Origin of the sequence: Nocardia sp. NPDC059691 (genome assembly GCF_042733915.1) — a bacterium.
GTDB classification, from domain to species: domain Bacteria; phylum Actinomycetota; class Actinomycetes; order Mycobacteriales; family Mycobacteriaceae; genus Nocardia; species Nocardia sichangensis.
In genome coordinates this window covers 245,764-265,117 of record NZ_JBHWFB010000005.1, presented here as the reverse complement: position 1 = coordinate 265,117, position 19,354 = coordinate 245,764, and the positions used below count along the sequence as shown (strand labels likewise).

16 protein-coding genes are annotated in these 19,354 nt (G+C 70.1%); 7 read left to right on the top strand and 9 right to left on the bottom strand.

The window, feature by feature from the left end; all coding sequences use genetic code 11:
* Positions 1–65: 65 nt before the first annotated feature.
* Entirely contained in the window at positions 66–3,419 is a 3,354-nt protein-coding gene (locus ACFV2O_RS13780) for an error-prone DNA polymerase (RefSeq protein ID WP_379252047.1), read from the bottom strand.
* A gap of 54 nt (positions 3,420–3,473) precedes the next feature.
* Positions 3,474–3,929: a hypothetical protein gene (locus ACFV2O_RS13775; protein ID WP_356964698.1), complete on the bottom strand. Its 456-nt coding sequence runs from the start codon at positions 3,927–3,929 to the stop codon at positions 3,474–3,476.
* A 226-nt stretch (positions 3,930–4,155) separates the two neighbouring features.
* Here ACFV2O_RS13775 and ACFV2O_RS13770 point away from each other — a divergent pair, with 226 nt between their 5' ends.
* The gene (locus ACFV2O_RS13770) at positions 4,156–5,112 is read left to right on the top strand and encodes an SDR family NAD(P)-dependent oxidoreductase (RefSeq protein ID WP_379252046.1); all 957 of its coding nucleotides are present in this window, start codon (positions 4,156–4,158) and stop codon (positions 5,110–5,112) included.
* 38 nt (positions 5,113–5,150) lie between these two features.
* Here ACFV2O_RS13770 and ACFV2O_RS13765 read toward each other — a convergent pair whose 3' ends face one another.
* The gene (locus ACFV2O_RS13765) at positions 5,151–5,906 is read right to left on the bottom strand and encodes an alpha/beta fold hydrolase (RefSeq protein WP_379252045.1); all 756 of its coding nucleotides are present in this window, start codon (positions 5,904–5,906) and stop codon (positions 5,151–5,153) included.
* A 196-nt stretch (positions 5,907–6,102) separates the two neighbouring features.
* Between ACFV2O_RS13765 and ACFV2O_RS13760 the strand changes: the two genes are divergently transcribed.
* Complete coding sequence (locus tag ACFV2O_RS13760; RefSeq protein ID WP_379252044.1) at positions 6,103–6,801, top strand: class I SAM-dependent DNA methyltransferase; 699 nt, start codon at positions 6,103–6,105, stop codon at positions 6,799–6,801.
* 6 nt (positions 6,802–6,807) lie between these two features.
* Here the strand turns inward: ACFV2O_RS13760 and ACFV2O_RS13755 are convergent, their stop codons facing one another.
* A complete protein-coding gene (locus ACFV2O_RS13755; protein ID WP_379252043.1) occupies positions 6,808–8,394 on the bottom strand; it encodes a DNA polymerase Y family protein in 1,587 nt (528 codons plus the stop codon).
* 22 nt (positions 8,395–8,416) lie between these two features.
* Positions 8,417–9,208, bottom strand: a complete 792-nt coding sequence (locus ACFV2O_RS13750) for a hypothetical protein (protein ID WP_379252042.1) — start codon at positions 9,206–9,208, stop codon at positions 8,417–8,419.
* Positions 9,209–9,762: 554 nt separating this feature from the next.
* On the opposite strand from ACFV2O_RS13750, the gene ACFV2O_RS13745 reads away from it, so the two are divergent.
* A complete protein-coding gene (locus tag ACFV2O_RS13745; RefSeq protein WP_355078994.1) occupies positions 9,763–10,884 on the top strand; it encodes a serine/threonine-protein kinase in 1,122 nt (373 codons plus the stop codon).
* Between the two features lie 28 nt (positions 10,885–10,912).
* Here the strand turns inward: ACFV2O_RS13745 and ACFV2O_RS13740 are convergent, their stop codons facing one another.
* Positions 10,913–11,548, bottom strand: a complete 636-nt coding sequence (locus ACFV2O_RS13740) for a response regulator transcription factor (protein WP_157111826.1) — start codon at positions 11,546–11,548, stop codon at positions 10,913–10,915.
* Between the two features lie 96 nt (positions 11,549–11,644).
* Positions 11,645–12,964 (bottom strand): PspC domain-containing protein, encoded by a 1,320-nt coding sequence (locus ACFV2O_RS13735; protein WP_379252041.1) that lies wholly within the window; start codon positions 12,962–12,964, stop codon positions 11,645–11,647.
* A 215-nt stretch (positions 12,965–13,179) separates the two neighbouring features.
* Here ACFV2O_RS13735 and ACFV2O_RS13730 point away from each other — a divergent pair, with 215 nt between their 5' ends.
* The 3 genes from ACFV2O_RS13730 (at position 13,180) to ACFV2O_RS13720 (ending at position 15,338) form a co-directional block, all read left to right on the top strand.
* Positions 13,180–14,895, top strand: coding sequence for a PspC domain-containing protein (locus ACFV2O_RS13730; protein ID WP_379252040.1), 1,716 nt, complete (start codon positions 13,180–13,182; stop codon positions 14,893–14,895).
* Complete coding sequence (locus ACFV2O_RS13725) at positions 14,888–15,106, top strand: hypothetical protein (protein WP_355078988.1); 219 nt, start codon at positions 14,888–14,890, stop codon at positions 15,104–15,106. The genes ACFV2O_RS13730 and ACFV2O_RS13725 overlap by 8 nt, the downstream gene beginning before the upstream one ends.
* A gap of 97 nt (positions 15,107–15,203) precedes the next feature.
* Positions 15,204–15,338, top strand: coding sequence for a hypothetical protein (locus ACFV2O_RS13720; protein WP_355078986.1), 135 nt, complete (start codon positions 15,204–15,206; stop codon positions 15,336–15,338).
* A 54-nt stretch (positions 15,339–15,392) separates the two neighbouring features.
* Here the strand turns inward: ACFV2O_RS13720 and guaA are convergent, their stop codons facing one another.
* A complete protein-coding gene (guaA, locus tag ACFV2O_RS13715) occupies positions 15,393–16,967 on the bottom strand; it encodes a glutamine-hydrolyzing GMP synthase (protein ID WP_379252039.1) in 1,575 nt (524 codons plus the stop codon).
* 119 nt (positions 16,968–17,086) lie between these two features.
* On the opposite strand from guaA, the gene ACFV2O_RS13710 reads away from it, so the two are divergent.
* Positions 17,087–17,887 (top strand): alpha/beta fold hydrolase, encoded by an 801-nt coding sequence (locus tag ACFV2O_RS13710; protein ID WP_379252038.1) that lies wholly within the window; start codon positions 17,087–17,089, stop codon positions 17,885–17,887.
* Positions 17,888–18,090: 203 nt separating this feature from the next.
* Here ACFV2O_RS13710 and ACFV2O_RS13705 read toward each other — a convergent pair whose 3' ends face one another.
* Positions 18,091–19,254: a GuaB3 family IMP dehydrogenase-related protein gene (locus tag ACFV2O_RS13705; RefSeq protein ID WP_355081654.1), complete on the bottom strand. Its 1,164-nt coding sequence runs from the start codon at positions 19,252–19,254 to the stop codon at positions 18,091–18,093.
* Between the last annotated feature and the right edge of the window lie 100 nt (positions 19,255–19,354).

Below are 19,354 nucleotides of genomic sequence, written 5' to 3'. Positions count from 1 at the left end.
CTGCGCGAAAAGCCGCGCATAACGGTTCTCTAGAACGCTTCTAACACTTCCTTAAAGCAACCGGCTCAACGGAAGTCGCGCGATTTGGACGCCATCCGCAGATCCATGCGCTGCAGATGTTCGGCGACCACGCTGACCACGCCCTCGGCATTCTGCACCCGCCCGCGGATGAGCAGCGCGGCCGCGCCTTGGGCCAGGCGCCGGTAGCGCCGCCACAGCCCCAGCGAGCAGACGATGTTCACCATGCCGGTTTCGTCTTCCAGATTGAGAAAGGTGATGCCCTCCGCGGTCGCGGGACGCTGCCGATGCGTCACCGCGCCGCCCACCAGGACCCGCGAGCCGTCGGGCACGGTGCGCAGGCCGGAGGCGGGTATGACGCCGAGGGCGTCCAGGTGGGGGCGCAGGAACTGCGTCGGGTAACTGCCCGGCGAAACGCCCGTGGCCCAGACGTCGGCGGCGGCCGTCTCCAGATCGCTCATCCCGGGCAGGACGGGCGCGGTGGTGGACGCGCCGGTGCCGGGCAACCGGTCCGGGCGCTCACCCGCGGCGGCGCCCGCCGCCCAGAGCGCTTCCCTGCGGGCGCTGCCCAGGCTGCCGAGCGCGCCCCCCGTGGCGAGCGATTCCGCTTGCGCGACAGTGAGTTCCACCCGGCCGGTCAGGTCGAGGAAAGACGTGTAGGGTCGCTCGCCCCTGGCGGCGACGATGCGCTCGGCGAGGTCGTCGCCGATCTGGCGGATCGCGGCGAGACCGAGGCGTACTTCGGTGCCCTTCGCCTCGAGGGTGGGCTCGGCGCGGCTGGCGTTGACGTCGGGACCGTGCACCACGACCCCGTGCCTACGCGCGTCGGCGACCAGTGATTGCGGCGAGTAGAACCCCATCGGCTGGGCGCGCAGCAGACCCGCGCAGAAGGCGGCGGGATGATGCAGTTTGAACCAGGCCGAGTAGTAGACGATCGAGGCGAAGCTCTGCGAATGACTCTCGGGAAAGCCGAAATTCGCGAAGGCGTAGAGCTTCTCGTAGATACGGTCGGCGACCTCGCCGGTGATGCCGTGCCGCTCCCGCATGCCCTGGTAGAGCCGCGCTTTGAGACGTTCCATGCGCTCCGGTGACCGCTTGGAGCCCATGGCGCGGCGCAGCTGATCGGCCTCCACGGCGGTGAATCCGGCGACGTCGACGGCCATCTGCATGAGCTGCTCTTGGAACAGCGGCACGCCGAGCGTGCGTTCCAGCGAATTCTTCAGCGCCGGATGGTCGTAGACGACGTCCTCGGCCCCGTTGCGCCTGCGGATATAGGGATGCACCGACCCGCCCTGGATCGGGCCGGGGCGGATCAGCGCCACCTCGACCACCAGGTCGTAGAAGCTGCGCGGGCGCAGCCGGGGCAGGGTGGCCATCTGCGCACGCGACTCCACCTGGAAGACACCGACCGAGTCCGCGCGCGAAAGCATCTCGTAGACCTCGGGTTCGGCCAGGTCGAGCGCGTGCAGCTCGACGGTCTCGCCTTCGTGCTCGCGCACCAGGTCGATCATGTAGTGCAGCGCGGAGAGCATGCCGAGGCCGAGCATGTCGAACTTCACCAGATCGATGGCCGCGCAATCGTCCTTGTCCCACTGCAGGACGCTGCGGCCGGACATGCGCGCCCATTCCACCGGGCAGACGTCGGCGATCGGCCGGTCGCAGATCACCATGCCGCCGGAATGGATGCCGAGATGCCGCGGCAGCCCCTCGATATCGGCGGCCAGTTCCAGCACCTCGGCGGGGATGTCGGTGTTCGTCTCCGCGCCCACGCCGGTCCAGCGGCTCACCTGCTTGCTCCACGCGTCCTGCTGGCCGGGCGAGAAACCCAGCGCCCGTGCGGCATCGCGCACCGCGGACTTGCCGCGATAGGTGATCACATTGGCCACCTGCGCGGCGTATTCGCGGCCGTACTTGCGGTAGACGTGTTGGATCGCCTCTTCTCTGCGATCGGATTCGATGTCGACGTCGATGTCCGGCGGGCCGTCGCGCTCCGGGGAGAGGAAACGCTCGAACAGCAAGTGGTTGCGCACCGGGTCGACATTGGTGATGCCGATCGCGTAGCAGACCGCGGAGTTGGCTGCCGACCCGCGGCCCTGGCAGAGGATGTCGTTGTCCTTGCAGAAGCTGACGATGTCGTGCACCACCAGGAAGTAACCGGGGAATTCCAGGTCGTTGATCACCGCGAGCTCGTGCTCGATCTGCCGGTAGGCCTCCGGGTTCTCCTGGGGAGTCCCGTAGCGCGCCGCGGCGCCCGCCATGGCGAGTTCGCGCAGCCAGGACTGCTCGTCGTGTCCGGCGGGCACGTCGAAGGGCGGCAGGTTCGGAGCGATCAACTGCAGGTCGAAGGCGCATTCGCGAGCCAGGGCCGCCGCGTTCGCCACCGCCTGCGGGCAGTCGGCGAACAACCGCGCCATCTCCGCCCCTGACCGCAGGTGCGCACCGCCCGCAGGGGCCAGCCAGCCCGCCATCTCGTCCAGGCTCTGCCTGGCCCGGATCGCCGCGAGCGCCATGGCTCGGCGACGCCCGCTCGGTGCGGCGAAATGCGCTCCGGTGGTGGCGAGCACCGGGAGGCCGAGACGATCGGCCAGGGCGATGAGATGAGCGTTTCGCTCGTCGTCCTCCGGGATGCCGTGATGGGTGAGTTCCACGCTCACCCGATCGGCGCCGAAGCGGTCGGTGAGTTCCCGCAACGCGGCTTCCGAACGCTCGAGCCGGGTGCTGCCCGCGCGCGAGTCGAGTTCGAGCGCCTGGCGCAGGTGACCCTTCCGGCATCCGGTCAGGATGTGCCAGTGCCCCTCGGCCGCCGCGGTGAGCGTGTCGAGGTCGTAGCGCAGGATGCCCTTCTCCCCTGCGGCCATGTGCGCGGCGGCGATCTCTCGGGAAAGCCTGCGGTAGCCCTCTTGGCCGCGGGCCAGCACCAGCAGGTGCGGCCCGGCCGGGTCCGGCGCGCCGGTGCGCGGCGCCGAGTCGGGGGCGGCGGCGTGCCCGCGCACGGCGCCCGGCACGTGTGGTTCGAGTGCCGTGCCGAGCGACAGTTCGGCTCCGAAGACGGTGGGCATGCCCCATTCCTTGGCCGCCTCGGCGAAACGGACGGTGCCGTAGAAGCCGTCGTGGTCGGTGAGCGCGATCGCCGTCAGGCCGAGCCGCACCGCCTCCTCCACCAGTTCCTCCGGCTGGCTCGCACCGTCCAGGAAGCTGTAGGCCGAATGCGCGTGCAGCTCCGCGTACGGGACCGTCGGTTCATCGACAGGGCGCACCGGCTCGGGCCGGTACTCGCCGCGCTTACGCGACCACGCCGGACTGTCGCCGCCGTCGCCCGGATACGTCACATCGGGGCTCGGCCGCCCGGACAGCACCCGCTCCATCTCCGCCCAGCTGGGCGGACCGTTTCCCCAGCCCACGACTCACCTCCTCGTCTCGAACATACATTCGAAGACGGACGATGTACAGGCAGGTCAGGACGCCCGGAGACGCTCCACGGAACCGGCGGACAGAGCGGCCTCGACACCTTTCAGACGAGTCCGGATGAGCGCGCCGTAGGCATCGGAGGCGAGGACGTCGAGATGCCCGCGCGCGATGGCCAACTGCATCCTGGCCACTTCGAACTCGCCGACCCGGCGATGACTGTCGGCCAGGTTCAAGTAGAGCGACGGCAAGAAGCCGCGCAGGCCTTCATCGAGCGGCACACCGGGCCCGAACACCGCGGCCAGCGCGCGCTGATCCCAGCGCAGCGCCTCGGCGGGCTCCTCCTGGAGATCGGCGAGATGATGTGCGACCACGCAGCGCTGCAACACCCCGCCGTGTTCGCCGAGTTCGTCCCAGAGCTTTTCCAACGCCCGTCGCCCCGCCGCGGGGTCGACGCCACCGAGCCGCACCGCGGCAAACACCTCCGCCATCCGATCGTCCGACATGCGCTGAGTATCGCACATATGTTCGAACGTTTCGAGAGTTGTTCGATCCGTTTCGCGCATTCGCAAATCCCCAGGCCGCGTGCGGTTCTCGAACCGGCAGGCCGCACCGGCGCGACACGCCGCGACGACCGGGGGCGGCCGATCCCGGATGCGACCGAGAGCACTTGGCAGGGAACTTACTTTGGAGTAAGTTCATGGCCACCAGACCTGCAAAGGAGCAGCAGCGATGACCGACGCCCCCGCTGAGCCCGCCCGCCGCCGGCGCCACAACCGCGACCTCACCGGGCGGCATGTCCTCATCACCGGGGCATCCTCCGGGATCGGGCGGGCGGCCGCGCTCGCGGTCGCAGGCAAGGGCGCCACCGTGTTCCTGCTCGCGCGCCGTGGTGAGGAACTCGCCGCGGTCGTCGACGAGATCAGGGCGGCGGACGGCTCGGCCTACGGGTACTCCTGCGACGTCACCGATTCCGATTCCGTCGACCAGGTGATCAAAACCGTCCTGGACGAACACGGTCACGTGGACATGCTGGTGAACAACGCCGGCCGCTCCATCCGCCGCGCCATCCACCGCTCCACCGACCGGTTGCACGACTTCGAACGCACCATGGCCGTCAACTACTTCGGCGCGCTGCGGCTGACGCTGGCCCTGCTGCCGCAGATGCGGGAACGCAAGTTCGGGCACGTCGTCAACATCAGCAGCGCGGGCGTGCAGGTGGCCACGCCGCGGTTCTCGGCATATCTGGCCAGCAAGGCGGCACTGGACAAGTTCACCGAGGTGGCAGCCGTCGAGACCATGGCGGATGGCGTCACGTTCACCACCATCCACATGCCGCTGGTGCGCACGCCCATGATCACCCCGAGCGGCGACCAGGGCCCCGCCGAGTCGCCCGAGTGGGCGGCCGCGACCATCGTGCGCGCCCTGACCGAACGGCCCAAGCGCATCGACGTGCCTTTGGGCACCATCGCCGAATACGGCGCGCTGCTCACCCCGAAGATCCGCGACCGCGTCCTACACCGCTACTACCGCGCGCTACCCGACTCCCCCGCAGCAAAAGGCGAGTCGACCACCCCCGAAGAACCGGCCGAACCACACCCCCAGCCCCGCCCCCGATCAACCACACGCCGCCTCACCGGCACCGCCCTACGCCGCGCCGCCCGCTGGGTCCCCGGCACGCACTGGTAAGGCGTCCGTGACCCGCACGACCATGTGCCACTCGCGGTTCAGCCCGCCAGGAATGGGCGGACGGTTGCGGCGAAGTCGAGGTAGCGGTCGCGGTGGATGCTGTGGCCGCAGGTGAAGGTGGTCACCGTGCAGTCGGTGATGCTTTCTTGCAGGATGGCGAGTTTCTCCGGATCGACCATGCCGCCCGGTCCGCCGCACAACACCAAGGTGGGCGCGGTGATGTCGGAGAGTCGGTCCCACCACTCCGGGTTCGGCTTACGGAACTGCTCCAGCGCGGTCTTCGTCATGGAGCGGTCGAAAGCGAGCACCGCGCGCGGGTGCCGGACGAGGCTGGAAGTGGCGTGCCACAGTTCGGGCGCGGTGGGAAGCCGGCGGGTCAGGCGCAATTCCTCGGCGCCGGACCGCAGCGGGAGCGGGCATTCCTCGATGACCAGCCTGCGCACCAATTCCGGGCGCTCCTGCGCGACGCGCGACACCGCGTAACCGCCGAGCGAATGCCCGACCAGATCCACCACGGGCAGTTCCAGGTGGTCGCACAGGCGCAGCAGATCGTCGCCGAACTCGTCGAAGAGATAGGAATCGGTGTGTGAGCTACGGCCGTGTCCGCGGAGATCGGGGATGATCACGCGGCGTCCGGATCGCACGAGAACACGCGCGAACCGGTCCCAGGTGTACCCGTCGCCGCCCATGCCGTGCACGAGCAGCACGGGGATGTCGCTGACCGCGCCCACCCCCGAATCCCGATAGGCGATCCGCACGTCTCCGAATGTCACCTGGCCCAGCGTCAGATCCACGACATAGGAGGATACCGGCAGTCATGCCATACCCCGGCGTGGTGTAGCGCTGATCACCCAACGGCGAAAACGCAGTTCGAACGGCACTTACCAGGTCCGATACCCGCGCCATTGCGAAGTTCGTTGCCCACATTGGTGTTTCGACTGGCGCGAAAAATCCCTGGCGCGTGGGCGAACTCGGAGCAATACTCGCCGCATGCCCTCCTTCGCCGATTTCGATCGCCGCGACTACCGCACCGTCGACGTGGCCACGGGGTACGACGGTTGGGCCCCCACCTACGAACAGACCGTCCTGGACGAGATGGATCTCGCTCTGCTCGGGCGACTGCGGCTGGACCTCGGCCGGGTGCGGCGCGCGGCCGACCTCGGCTGCGGCACCGGGCGAACCGGAACCTGGTTGCGAGACCGCGGAATACCGCACATCGACGGCGTCGACGTGAGCCAGGGGATGCTGGCGTTGGCGGCCGAACGCGGCGCCCACACCACGCTGACCCGAGCGGACGTGCGAGCCACCGGTCTGCCGGAAGGCGCCTACGACCTGGTGATCGCGTCGCTGATCGATGAGCACCTACCGGAGCTGGCGCCGTTCTACGCGGAGGCGTGGCGGCTGGCCGCACCGGGCGCGCGCTGCGTACTGGTCAGCTACCACCCGCAATTCATCATGGTTTCCGGAATGCCGACGCACTACACCGACCCTTCCGGCGAACCGGTGGCGATCAGCACCCACCTGCACTTGATCAGCGAGCACCTGTCGGCCGGTTTGGCCGCGGGCTGGGTCCTCACCGAGGTAGCCGAGGCACTGGTCGACGACGCGTGGTTGGCCCGCAAACCGAAATGGGCCGCCCTGCGCGGACATCCGTTCACGTTGGCGACCGTGTGGTCGCGCCCTGAATGAGGCCTCTCAGCCGTAAATCCCTTCGGCGTGCCAGGTTTCGTCGTGATAGACCAGCAGCAGCACCCGGCTGGCGGCGGGGGCGTCGTCGAGTTGGACCTGTGCGCGGGCGGTGAATTCCGCGTCGTCCGCATCGGGGGCCCACCAGCGTTCGTCCACCGGCCACGGGCCAGCCCAGCCGGTGAGCCGCCACTGTTTGCTCCCCCAGCGCAACAGCGCGGGGTCGGCGTCGAACAGGGCGCGGTCGGTGACCTTGACGGGCGCGCCGTCGGCGGCTTCCAGTCGCACCAGCGGACGGTTCATCAGGATCACGGCGGGGGCGGGCTCGGGCAGCCGGCCCGGCCATGGCTGCGCGGGGTCGGCGGCGGAAACGAGTTCGTCACCCAGCGTGACCATGGTGATTCGTTCGGCGGGGCCGCGTCCGCCGCTCAGCACGCCGACACGCACCGCTTCCCCGCCGAGCAGACCCTGCACTCGGATGAGCGCGCGGCGGGCACGTTCGTCCTCTTCCCCGTCCCCGCCCCACAAGCCGAGCTGCAGCGCGCCCGCCGTGACCACCTCGACCGGTTCCAGCCGCAGCACGGTGATCGGCGCGGTGGGCCGCGCACCGTCGCGCCGGGTGAGCCAGCCGTCCAGCTGCCAGCGCACCCGATCCGCCGTGCCCTCCGGCGTGAGCGGCTCGGCGCAGCGCCAGATTCGCGAAAGGTGTTCCCCTGCCGCGGTTTCCGCGTACACCGAAAGCCTGGTGCAGGCCAGCCCGGCATCCGCGAGCGCGCTGTGCAGCCGGGTGGCGAGCAGGCGACCGGCGAAGGCGGCCGCGTCGACCCGCTCGATCGGCGGATCACAGCGGTACTCCACCACCAGATCCGGCGGTGGCTGCCGCGCGGACGGCGGACGCTCCGGCTCCGCCCTGGCACAGCGATGCGCGAGCACGGCGTCGGTGCCGAACCGGGAGGCGACCTCCGCCGCGGAGAGCGCGGCGAAATCGCCGATCCTGCGTAGCCCCAAGCGGTGCAGCAGATCGACCAGCTCGGCGCGTTCCGGGGCGGCCAGGCTCGGTTCGACCGCGAGTTCCCCAACCGGTAGCGGTGCGAGAAACCGTGCCCCCTCCCCCGCGGGCACGATCGCGGCGCGGCGGGCGGCGATCACCGCCGTGGACAGCTCGTCGGCGATCCCGATCTGCGCTTCCGCCCCGGCTGCTGCCACCGCGTCGACCAGGCGCTCGGCCGCCGCCTCCTCGGACCCGAAGAACCGCGCCGCGCCGCGCGCGCCGAGCACGAGCAGCCCGGGGCGCAGCACCTCCACACCGGGCACCGTCGCGGCCACCGCGGCGACCAGCGGTTCGAACAGTCGCGCGTCCCGATCCTGATCCTGTTGCGCGAGGAACAGCTCGGGGCAGCGCGCCTGCGCCTCCCTGCGCTTCAGGCCGCGGCGCACCCCTTCGGCTCGCGCGATCGCCGAACAGGCCACCACCCGGTTGGCGAACAGCACCGCCACCGGCCGCGTCGCGGGCAGGCCTGCCACCGCCGCCGCGGCGACCGCGGGCCAGTCCGGGCACCACAGGGCGAGCACCCGCTTGGCTCCCGGCCGAATCACGCCGCACCGCGGGCCGCGGCACTCACGACACCGCCTCCTGTGTGTCGACGGCTTCGACCGGCGGAGCCGCCTTTTCGCGCAGCACCCATTCCACGCGCCCCGCATTCGGGCACAAATCCAGCCGCCCACGCCGTGGCGGTCCCGCCTTGCCGCGCACTTCGACCGTCAAACCGAGCGAACGCAAACGTCCGCGCCCGCGGCCGAGACCGGCATACCCCGCGATGCGGGCATCGAGCTGGAGGGACGCGCCGGGCCAGCGACCGTCGGCGACCACCAGGGTGGCGCCCTTGTTGCGGGCGCGGGCGGCGATCACCCGGCTGCGAGCGGGCGCGACGGCGGCGCCCCCGAGTCCGAGTACGACCAGATCGAGCCCGTCGAGCAGCACCGCGGCCACTTCCACCGGGTCGGGGCCGGGATCGGCGATCACGGCCAGCCGCCGCAGCTGCGCCCCCATCTCCACCGCGGCGAGCAGACCGAGCCGGGGCATGCCCACCACCGCGGCGTGCCCACCGCCCTCGGTCACCGCGGCGAGCAGACCGGCCAGCAACGAACTCGCTCCCGTGTACGCCACCACGGAGCCCTTGACCAAGCCACCATCCGGCAACAACGGTGCGAGAGCCGTGGGCACCGGCAATGCCGCTCGGCGCGCCCCGTCTCCGAGCGGAGCCCGCTGTGCTGCCGATTCACCGCGACCCGGCACCGCAGCCATGCGGCTACGCAGCTCAGCGAGGGATGGGGCACCTTCCCGCCCACCACCGCGTCGCGCCGGCGCGCCCCGATTCACCCCTCCCTGCGAGATCGCATCCGAACCCATCTCAACCACCTACTTCCCGCGATGGACCCGAGGCGAAGCATGCGGAGCGACCCTCCATTCGAGTGCCAGCACCGATTCAGCTATCGATTTGTATCGAATATACGTTCGATACCGACACAGTAGAAACCGACCCCCGGGTTTCCGTCAAGGGTTCGGCAGCCTCGTGTCGCGGTCACGCGGGTCCGATCCGGCTTCGAGTGGAATCGGTGCAGGTCCAGCACGCGGGTGTCGACACGAGATGGAGTGCGAGCGATCCGCGACAGCCCTCGTTTCGCACCCGCGGCGCCCTCCGCGGGCGAGGGCGCCTGGCCGTCGGTTCCGCCCGACGATCGCCGCCGGGCAACCTCGCCGCAGCTTCCCCATGCCCCGCCGCAAGACGCATCGGGACCGGATCCGGCGCGCGCCCGGCTACCACGCCCGGCACCGGTTCATCGGTATGGTGTGGGGCACACATTCGAACCGAGAGCGGGCGTGACACATACCAGTGCCTCATGTCCGCCTATGCGCGAACACGAATCAGGCCAGCTAGCCCCATTTTCCGCTACCCTGCACCCGTGACCGAACGCGCTCGTCCTACTGTCGGCCCCCAATATCTCGTCGCAGGCCGCTACCGCCTCCAGTCGAAGCTGGGTGGCGGCGGCATGGGCGCGGTATGGCTGGCGCACGACCGCCTGCTCGACCGGGACGTCGCGATCAAGCAGGTGCTCACCACGGCCGGGCTCGATGAGGCCGAAGCCGAGGCGGTCCGCAACCAGATCATGCACGAGGGCCGGGTCGCCGCGAAACTCTCGCACGACCACGCGATCGCCGTGTACGACGTGGTGCTCGAGGCCGGTGAGCCCTGGCTGGTGATGGAGCACCTGCCGTCGCGCAGTGTCGCGAAGGCGCTCGCGCTGGTCGACACGCTGCCGCCGATCGAGGTCGCGCAGATCGGCGCCCAGGTCGCCGACGCGCTGGCCGCCGCGCACGCGGTCGGCATCGTGCACCGGGATATCAAGCCGGGCAACATCCTCGTCGCCGACCGTGGCACCGGCGTGGGCATGGCGAAACTCAGCGACTTCGGCATCTCCAGCGGCGCGGGCGACCTGCTCGACGAACCGGACGGCGTGATCACCGGCACCCCCTCCTACCTGCCCCCCGAGGTCGCGCGCGGAGCGCAACCGACCAAGGCCAGCGACGTGTTCTCCCTGGGCGCCACGCTCTACACCGCGATCGAAGGACAGCCGCCGTACGGCTTCGACGAGGACAGCGACGTCATCGTGCACCGCGCCGCCATGGCGCAGATCATCCCGCCGACCCGCAGCGGCATGCTCACCCAGGCGCTGCTGCACATGATGGAGCCCGCGCCGCAGCGCCGTCCAACCATGGCCGAGGCGCGCGACGAAATCCTCACCGCCGCTTTCGGTCCCGGCACCGGACCGTACATTCTGGGCGCGCCCGTCCGCACCGAGGACGGAACCATCCCGTTCTGGGCCGCGCGCAATTCGGCATCCGGGATCCGCAGCCAGCACTCCACGCCGCTCCCCCGCCCGCACCGCAACCTCGCGGGAGCGGCCGCGGCCACGCCCCCGCAGCGCACCAGGAATTCTCAGCCCGGCAACGCCCCCCTGGCCATCGCCGTCGGCCTGCTGATCGGCCTGGTCATCATCATCGGGATCATCGTCGCCGTCCTCTGACGTCCGGGCACCCGGAGCCGAACGGCAGTCAGTCGATGCGGCGGCGGTGTGCCCATCGGGTCAGGGCGTTGCGGTTGGACTGCTGGGTCTTGCGCAGGACGTTGGAGGCGTGCGTCTCCACGGTTTTGACCGAGATGAAGAGTGATTCGGCGATCTCGCGGTACGTGTAGCCGCGCGCGAGCAGGCGCAGGACCTCGAGCTCACGCGGGGTCAGGGAGTCGAGTTCGGGATCCAAGGGCGGCTCGGGTACCGGGGACCTCCCGGTGAACGAGTCCAGGACGAAGCCGGCCAGGCGCGGGCTGAAGACCGCATCGCCGCCCGCCACCCGGCGGATGCCGTCGGCCAGCTCGGCTCCCGAAATCGTCTTGGTGACATACCCTCTGGCCCCGGCCCGGATCACCGCGATCACGTCCTCGGCCGCGTCGGACACGCTCAGCGCCAGGCACACCGGCCCCGGCTCGATGCCCGCCAGCACCGCCACCCCACCGCCGTCGGGCATGTGCACGTCGAGCAGGACGACGTCCGGTCGCTCGGCATTGATCCCGGCTACCGCCTCCGCGACCCCGCCGGCCTCACCGACCACCTCCATGTCCGCCTCCCGGCTCAATTCAGCACGCACACCCGACCGAAAAACGGCGTGATCATCGACGAGAAAGACCCGCACGGTCACCTACTTCTCCTAACCGACCCTTGACCCCCAACCCGTACCACACTCGTCCCCCACACGCCTGTCTCGTCCTGGCAGGTGCGCAACGCGTGCCTAGCGGGCGGCCGGAGCGGGCTCTTCGTCCAAGGGGGCGCAGCCGGAATCGGTCCGCGGCAGGGTGATTCGGACCTCGGTGCCGCGACCCGGCGTCGACAGAATGTCCACCTGGCCGCCGCGGCGCTCGATCCGGCCGCGAACGGACTTCGCCAGGCCGCGACGATCCTCCGGCACGGACGCGAGGTCGAAGCCGGAGCCGCGGTCACGGACGAAGATGCTCACCTGATGCGGCTCGACCTCGGCGAACAGATCGATCTCCGGGACACCCGCGTGCTTCGCGGCGTTGACCAGCGCTTCCCTGCTCGCGCCGAGCAGGGCGGTGAAGTGTTCCTTCGGCAGACCCGATCCGGAGCCGTCGACGTCCATCGATACGTCGCCGACGGTCACCGGCGCCACCTTCACGCCGTGCTGGTCCTCCACCTCGCCCGCGATGGTCCGCAGGGCCGCGGCCAAGCTCGACTGCGCGGGCCCGGAATCCTCGAACAGCCATTTCCGCAGTTCCCGCTCCTGGCTGCGGGCCAACCGCAGCACTTCCTGCGGGTCGTCGGCCTGACGCTGGATGAGCGCGAGTGTTTGGAGCACGGAATCGTGCAGGTGCGAGGCGATCTCCTCGCGTTCCTCGTTGCGGATGCGGGCGGCGCGCTCGGCGTTCAGCGCGCGCATCATGCGCAGCCACAGCGGAACCGTCAGCAGTCCCGCACCGATCAGCGTGACCGCCACCGCCAGCAGCGCCGAACCGATCGAGCTCAAATTGATCCTGGCCAGCACCACCACACCCAGACCGGCCACGATCAGCGTCGCACCGGCGACGATGCGCGACCAGGTGACCACCGATGGACGCGCGGGCAGCCCGAGCAGCGAACGCGGCCCGTCGACGTCGTACTCCCGCCACACCAGCGCCGCGCCGACCGCCACCACGATGATCGGCGCGATCACCTTCGCCGCGGTCCCGCTGAACACCCAGGACACGGCGATCGCGAGCCCGAGCCCGAGCATCGCGAGCCCGATCGCCTGCCGCCGCTCCGTACCGGAGGGTTTTGCCTGATCCGACCCGCCGGGCGTGAAGATCCACAGCAGCCCGTACGCGACGATGCCCGCCCCGGCCAGCGCGGACAGCAGCACAAACGCCATCCGCACCTTGAACACGTCGACGCCGAGATGGTCGGCCAGACCGCCCGCCACTCCGCCGACGACCCGGCCGCCCGACCGGCGGAAGATCCGCGCCTGCGGCGGCCATGGGACCGGCGCGGGCGCGGGACCCAGCCCACGTGCAGCGTCGAACCCCCGGGTGTCGAACGCGGGAACAGACGGGTACATGTCTTCGATACTGGCACGGCGACGAAGCTGCCAGCATCGGGATTCACCCTGATCTCGCTTGCTCGACCACACCCGCGCCGACCAGGGCGGACGCGGCCGGACCCGGTCGAACCCGTTCATAGCTGAAAGTTTGCTGCATCGGTGGATCGGTCCAAAGTGTTCAGGCTGTTTTTCAGGGTTCCCCCCGATGCGCCGATTCCACGGATCGGCACACCATGGGAAGCATGACGAAAACGAGCTTCGGCGACCAGGTCCAGCAGATATGGCAGACCCGGCCGGTCCGATTGCCGCAGCAGGGGCCCGTCGCGGGCGTCGCGGCGGGGTTCGCGCGCCGCTACGAGATCGATCCGGTACTGGTTCGGGTCGCGTTCGTCGTCTCGACGATCTTCGGCGGCGCGGGCATCGTGCTCTACCTGCTGGCCTGGCTACTGCTGAGCGCGGCGGGCGACCAGGCATCCGCGGCCGAGTCGCTGGTCGGCAAAGGCCACAGCTCGCAGTCGCAGACCAAGACCATCGTGTTGATCGTGGCGCTGGCCATCGCGGTCAGCACGATGGGACCGGTCGGTGTCGGTCTCGGCGGATCCGGCCTGATCAGCCTCGCCCTGATGCTGGCGGGCTGGTGGATGCTGCACCTGCGCACCCCCAACCCGCCACCCGGGACCACCGAAGTGTTCGGCGGATTCGCCCCGGAGAGCGGAATCAACGCCACCGGCTACCCCGGCGCGGTCTTCCCGCAAGGAGCGACCCGGACGGTCGGTGATCTGTACGTGCCGCCGACCGCCGTGTACACGCCGTACACCAAACTGCCGGATTCCTACGTCCCGGAGACGTCCGCGCCTGCGGCGGACGGCGCGACGGTCCCGCTGCACAAGCCCGCCGTCGATGACGCGACCGTGGTACCGGACGACGTCGCCGTGCCCGTCGCCGGATCAGCGACGAGTTCGGTCGCCGACGAGAGAGAAGCCGACGCTCAGGTCACCGATCAGACCGATTCGGCCGCCACGCTCGGCGATCAAGACGGCCCGGCGGCGGTCGGCAGCGGCCGGATCGATTCGGTCGGCGGAGCCGGATCGGATACGACTCACACCGACCGAGCCGATTCGGCCGGATCGGACTCGACTCATGACGATCGAGCCGAAAGCGGACCAGGCACGAGACCGTCATCGTCCGACGCTCCGATCTCACTCGGCAAAGACGTTCCGGCCCCGGGCCGCGCTCCGAGCTCGCGTGGCCCCGCGGCCGCTCACCCCGCGATCATCGGCGGCCCGACCCCGCCGTCCTGGGATCCACTCGGCGTAGCTCCACTCGCCTGGGACCTGCCGGAGCCCACCCCGGCCCGCACCGTCGTCGCCCCGCCGCAGAAGCGTCCGCGCTCGCGCCTCACGCCGGTGGTGATCGGCTTGGCCATCCTCGCGGCGGCGGGTGCCGGTGCGGCGGCGGCCTCGGGCGCGGAATGGATGACCCCCGGCCGGATCGCCGCGGCGGCGCTGGCCGTGATCGGCCTCGGCCTGGTGGTCGGCGCGTTCCTGCGGCGCGGCTACGGCTTGCTCGTGCTCACCGCGCCGCTCGCCGGGTTCGTCCTGCTCGCCTCCGCGATCGGTCCGATCGAATCCGATCAACTGGGCGACCGCACCTGGGCGCCCGCATCCGTCACCGATCTGGCCCAGAACTACAAGCTGACCATGGGAACCGGCACGCTGGACCTGCGGTCGCTGAAACTGACCGAGAACCGCACCGTGGACATCGACGTCCGGATGGGCGAAGCCCACATCCTGCTGCCCGCCGACATGACCGTCCGCACCACGTGCACGGCGACGATGGCCGAGGCACTCTGCCCCGAGGGCATCAGTGGTCCCGGTACTCCCGGCGCGCCGGTGCTCGATCTGAACGTCGACGTCCGCGTCGGCAACGTGGAGGTGCAGCGTGGCTGAGAACGAGAAGAAGGAGACGACCGACTCCCGCCGCGGCCCCGCCGCCTCGCTGCTCATCGCGGGACTGCTGTCCCTCGCGATCAGCGTGTGGGCTTTCGTCGGCCCGGCGTCCTGGCCCGCGGCCGGCATGATCTCGATCGGTTGGATCGTCGTGCTCGCCGCCATCGTCATCGGCATCGTGCTGGTGATCTCCCCCCGCAGACGACGATGAGCGTGCGGCCCGTCCACCTGGACGGGCCGTTTCGCGTTCAGCCCCGAGCCACCGCCACCGTAGCCGGGCCGCATTCCTACGACAGGACAACCACCGCATGAAGCGCGACGAACCCGCCGATCAGACGCCACCCACCACCCGGACCACACCGCCCGATCCCAGACCCGGCATCACGAACGGCGTACTTCTGGGCCGCGTGATCCTGTACAGCGCTTTCCACCGCCCCCGCTGATCTCGCACGCGATGACGGCGGCGAGTAGTCACCGCCCGCTGGGCGGCCGGGAGCTCACTCCCACTCGATGGTGCCCGGCGGCTTGCTGGTCACGTCCAAGACCACGCGATTGACCTCCGCCACCTCGTTGGTGATGCGGGTGGAGATGCGTTCCAGCACCTCGTAGGGCAACCGGGTCCAGTCGGCGGTCATGGCGTCCTCGCTGGAGACCGGGCGCAGCACGATCGGGTGTCCGTAGGTGCGGCCGTCGCCCTGCACGCCGACGCTGCGGACCTCCGCGAGCAGCACGACCGGGCACTGCCAGATCTGGGCGTCCAGACCGGCCGCCGTCAGTTCCTCGCGGGCGATGGCGTCGGCCTTGCGCAGCGTCTCCAACCGGTCGGCGGTGACTTCACCGACGATACGGATGGCGAGACCGGGACCGGGGAAGGGCTGGCGTGCGACGATTTCCTCCGGCAGCCCGAGCTCGCGTCCGACCGCGCGGACCTCGTCCTTGAACAGCAACCGCAGCGGTTCGACGAGTTCGAACTCCAGGTCGTCGGGCAGACCGCCGACATTGTGATGACTCTTGATGTTCGCGGTGCCGCTGCCGCCGCCGGACTCAACGACGTCCGGGTAGAGCGTGCCCTGCACCAGGAACTCGACCTTCGGCGTCTCGCCGTCGGCCGCACCGTGCTCGAGCACCGCCTCGCCCACCGCGTCCTCGAAGGAACGGATGAACTCCCGCCCGATGATCTTGCGCTTCTCCTCGGGATCGGTCACACCCTTCAACTCGCCGAGGAACTTGTCCACCGCGTCGACGGTCACCAGTTTGGCGCCGGTCGCGGCGACGAAATCCTGCTGCACCTGCTCCCGCTCGCCCGCCCGCAGCAGGCCGTGGTCGACGAACACACACGTCAACCGGTCACCGATGGCGCGCTGCACCAGGGCGGCGGCGACGGCGCTGTCCACCCCACCGGACAGTCCGCAGATCGCGTGTTTGTCGCCGATTTGCTCGCGTACCGAGGCGACCAGCGAATCGGCGATGTTCGCCGGAGTCCAGGTGGAGGGGATGCCGGCGAGTTCGTGCAGGAACCGGCTCAGTACCTGCTGCCCGTGCGGCGAATGCAGCACTTCCGGGTGGTACTGCACACCGGCCAACCGGCGCGCGCGGTCCTCGAAGGCGGCGACCGGCGCGCCCGCGCTGGTGCCGGTGACCTCGAAGCCCTCCGGCGCGTCGGTGACCGCGTCGCCGTGGCTCATCCACACCGGCTGGATGGTGGGCAGGCCGCCGTGCAGCAAACCACCGTCGATGTTGAGTTCGGTGCGTCCGTACTCACGGGTGCCGGTGTGCGCGACCGTTCCACCCAGCGCCTGGGCCATCGCCTGGAAGCCGTAGCAGATGCCGAAGACCGGCAGCCCCAGATCGAACAACCGCGGATCCAGCCGCGGCGCGCCCTCGGCGTACACGCTGGCCGGACCGCCGGACAGGATCACCGCGAGCGGCTGCTTGTCGGCGATCTCCTCCACCGTCGCGGTGTGCGGAACCACCTCCGAGTACACGCTCGACTCGCGAACCCGCCGCGCGATCAGCTGGGCGTACTGTGCTCCGAAGTCGACGACGAGGACCGGTCTCTGGGTTTGTGCCACTCGCCCAGTTTAGTGAGCGGCGAAACGAGCGAATCATCGGCACAGCGGGCCCGTGTGGGAGGCGAGCCGACCGCCCGAATCGTCACCCGCCGCCCGGCTCGCTGGTTATCCTTCTGCTCGTGCCCTTCGCCCGCGCGATCGATGCCGACATCCACTACGAGGACAGCGGCGGGGACGGCCCGGTGGTACTGCTGGCGCACGAGTTCCTCATGGACCGCACCATGTTCGCCGCCCAAACGGCCGCTCTCGCACCGGAATTCCGGATCGTCTCCTGGGATGCCCGCGGCCACGGCCGCACCAGGGACGAGGGCCTACCCTTCACCTATTGGACCGCGGCCAGGGACGCGCTGACCGTCCTGGATCATCTCGGCGCCGAGCGGGCCGTCGTCGGCGGCACCGCGCAGGGAGGTTTCACGGCGCTGCGCACCGCGTTGATCGCACCGGAACGCGTCTCCGCGCTGATCCTGATCAGCACCGAAGCACACGGTCCCACCCCGGAGCAGTCCACCGCGACGCAGAAATTCCTCGACGAGTGGTACGACGACGGCTCCCGCGAACGAGCCGTGCACCAGCTGGCTTCCTGGCTGATCGGCGACGACGAGTGGTACCGCTCGATCTGGACCCAACGCTGGCTGGTGCGCGACCGCCGCGGCATCGAGGTGGCGGCGGGCTGCCTGCTCAGCCGGGATTCGGTACTGGACCGCCTCCGCGAAATCGCTTGCCCCGCTTTGGTGATCCACCCCACCCACAGCGGCATGGACCGCGAGCGCGCCCAGGAACTGGCCCGCGGGCTGTCCGGCGCCACCTTCATCGAAATCGCCGAAGCCCGACTCGCGGTGACGATGACCCATCCCGAGCCGGTGAACCACGCGATCCAGCAGTTCCTGCGCGCACGAACGAAACCGACCCGCGTGCGCTGAACGCTGTGTCGATTCGCAGCGCCTGCGGCGCCGCGTGTTCACGGCCCCTTCATGGCTCGCGTTCCAGCGGTCGAGACTCGCGCCTGCGGCGCATGCGCTTCGACCGCTGGAACGCGAGCCGGGCCGCGAACGGCGCTCGTAAGACTCGCTTCTCCGGTGATCGCCGGGTAGCTGGGAGGGCCGCAGTACGTTCAGGCCTACCTTCAAGCGCGTACGCTCAGGCCCACCTTCTGGAACTCCTTGAGATCCGAGTAGCCGGCCTTGGCCATCGAACGACGCAGGCCGCCGACGAGATTCAGCGAACCGAACGGATCGTCGGACGGGCCGAAGAGCACCCGTTCCAGGCTGGGGCGCACCGTGTCGCCGACCGGCTCGCCACCGAGATCCCACGGATCGTCGACGTGCAGCATCGACCCGCGCGGCACCGACGGGTGCGCGGCCGCCGACGGCCAGTACCAGCCGCGGCCCGGCGCCTCCGCGGCCACGGCGAGCGGGACGCCGAGCATGGCCGCGTCCGCGCCGCACGCGATCGCCTTGGCCAGCTGCCCGGAAGTGGAGATGTCGCCGTCCGCGATGACGTGCACATAGCGACCGCCGGTCTCGTCCAGGTAATCGCGGCGGGCGGCGGCGGCATCCGCGATCGCGGTGGCCATCGGCACGCCGATGCCGAGTACCTCGCCGGTGGTGGTCGCGCCGGGGTAGGAGCCGTAGCCGACGATCACGCCCGCCGCTCCGGTGCGCATCAGGTGCAGCGCGGTGCGGTGATCGCTCACGCCGCCTGCGACCACGGGCACGTCCAGGTCGGCGATGAAGGTCTTGAGGTTCAGCGGCTCACCGTCGCCGACATGTTCGGCGGAGATGATCGTGCCGTGCACCACGAGCAGGTCGATGCCCGCCTGCAGCAGCGCCGGGGTGAGCGTGCGCGCGTTCTGCGGGCTCACCCGCACCGCCACGGTGACGCCGGCGGCGCGGACCTGCGCCACCGCGGCGGCGAGCAGATCCGGCTGCATCGGCGCGGCGTGCAACTCCTGCAGCAGCGCCACGGCGCGCTCGTAACCGCCCTTGCCGACCAGCTCGAGCAACTGGTCGATCTTCGCGCCGACATCCGCGTGCCGCGCCCACAGTCCCTCGCCGTTGATCACGCCGAGCCCGCCGAGGCGGCCGAGTTCGACGGCGAACTCCGGGGACACCAGGGCGTCGGTGGGGTGCGCGAGAAACGGGATCTCGAAGCGGTAGGCGTCCAGCTGCCAGGACAGCGAGACCTGCTTCGACGAGCGGGTCCGGCGCGAGGGGACGATGTCGACGTCGTCCAGCTCGTAGGTACGCCGGGCGGTCCGGCCCATGCCGATCTCCACCATGTCGCGCACGCGAAATCTCCTTGTCTGATTTGCAGCGCCTGCGGCGCTGCGTGTTCGCGGGCCCCTTATGGCTCGCGTTCCAGCGGTCGAGACTCGCGCCTGCGGCGCA

What these genes read in the sequence shown, in the direction of transcription:
- ACFV2O_RS13775 (WP_356964698.1), bottom strand. Translation starts at nt 3,929, where the DNA reads ATGTCGGACGATCGGATGGCGGAGGTGTTTGCCGCGGTGCGGCTCGGT.
- ACFV2O_RS13770 (WP_379252046.1), top strand. Translation starts at nt 4,156, where the DNA reads ATGACCGACGCCCCCGCTGAGCCCGCCCGCCGCCGGCGCCACAACCGC.
- ACFV2O_RS13760 (WP_379252044.1), top strand. Translation starts at nt 6,103, where the DNA reads ATGCCCTCCTTCGCCGATTTCGATCGCCGCGACTACCGCACCGTCGAC.
- ACFV2O_RS13750 (WP_379252042.1), bottom strand. Translation starts at nt 9,208, where the DNA reads ATGGGTTCGGATGCGATCTCGCAGGGAGGGGTGAATCGGGGCGCGCCG.
- ACFV2O_RS13735 (WP_379252041.1), bottom strand. Translation starts at nt 12,964, where the DNA reads ATGTACCCGTCTGTTCCCGCGTTCGACACCCGGGGGTTCGACGCTGCA.
- ACFV2O_RS13730 (WP_379252040.1), top strand. Translation starts at nt 13,180, where the DNA reads ATGGGAAGCATGACGAAAACGAGCTTCGGCGACCAGGTCCAGCAGATA.
- ACFV2O_RS13720 (WP_355078986.1), top strand. Translation starts at nt 15,204, where the DNA reads ATGAAGCGCGACGAACCCGCCGATCAGACGCCACCCACCACCCGGACC.